The sequence below is a fragment of the Pseudomonas weihenstephanensis genome (assembly GCF_001043055.1).
Lineage (GTDB): Bacteria > Pseudomonadota > Gammaproteobacteria > Pseudomonadales > Pseudomonadaceae > Aquipseudomonas > Aquipseudomonas weihenstephanensis.
On record NZ_JYLF01000024.1, the window covers coordinates 1 to 1010 of the forward strand.

Annotated in this window: 2 protein-coding genes; both read right to left on the reverse strand. The window is 59.7% G+C overall.

From position 1 onward, the window contains the following. On the reverse strand, positions 1-201 hold a 201-nt coding region (locus tag TU86_RS22030; RefSeq protein ID WP_048366443.1), incomplete at its 3' end, for a hypothetical protein. Next, positions 201-971: a hypothetical protein gene (locus TU86_RS22035; protein ID WP_048366444.1), complete on the reverse strand. Its 771-nt coding sequence runs from the start codon at positions 969-971 to the stop codon at positions 201-203. The genes TU86_RS22030 and TU86_RS22035, both read right to left, overlap by 1 nt. Between the last annotated feature and the right edge of the window lie 39 nt (positions 972-1010).

Genomic DNA, 1010 nt, shown 5'->3' on the forward strand with positions numbered 1-1010 from the left:
CATCAGGCAGATGATCAAGTGACCGTTGCTACGGGTGATGTCGCCGATGATGTATTCGCAGTTGATAGCCGACTCAGGCAACACCGCGCCTTCGGGAATGGTGGTGAAGTCGAATGTTTCGCCGTTGATGCTCAGCGTGTCGTTGCGCTTGATCAGCGTGAGTGGTTCGGCGCCGAACTTCGGCGAGAGCTTGATAATCATTAGAACCACCGGCCTATGGCTGTCAGTGTGATGAAGTAGTTTTGCGCAGCGCTGAAGTTGCCGGTGATGGCGGCAGCCGTGACGCTTGAAGGCGCGGCCTGAAGCTTGTTGATGGTGAAGGTGTTGGTCGACGCTGGCCCGCGCAGCGCCACCAGCACGGCCGGTGCTACGGCGAACACGCACGGAAATTGCCAGTTGACTGCGATGTCGGTATTAGCCGCGGCCGACATGCTGAGTTGCAGGTAGGTGCAGATGGCCGTGCCATCGGCCATCAAGCAGAACTCGCCATTGGCGTTGCTGCCGCGCTGGAAGATCGCGCCCGTGGGCACACCGCCCACTTGGGTCACGCCGCCCAATATGTCGGCCACGGCCGCGCTTTTAAGCCCAAGTCCCGAACGGGCTGCCGCTTGTGTTGTGGCCCCCGTACCGCCCTTGGCCACCGGCACGACGTTCTCGGTTGAGACGGAGCCCAAGTTGGCCACGGCTGTTCCCCACTGTGTGAGCATCAGACGTATTTGATCGGCCAGGTCTTTGACGTGGGTTTGTGCAGGGGTGATGGCATACGGCGCGCCGTTTGCTGAGGCACCGTTGTAGGCCGAACGAATAGATAAAACAGTGGCGCTCGGGATGTTGACGATTTCGTAAACGGCGCCATCAGGGCCGACGAAAATGTCGCCAACCAGTGCGTTACCCGCAAAGGCGGTGCCCGCGCCGGTCACAGTCGTTGAGCCCTTTACGACCGATACGGTGCCGGTTCTGTACCAAGACATACTTTTCTCCAGACAAAAAAATACCCGCGACGTGGCGGG

What these genes read in the sequence shown, in the direction of transcription:
- TU86_RS22035 (WP_048366444.1), bottom strand. Translation starts at nt 971, where the DNA reads ATGTCTTGGTACAGAACCGGCACCGTATCGGTCGTAAAGGGCTCAACG.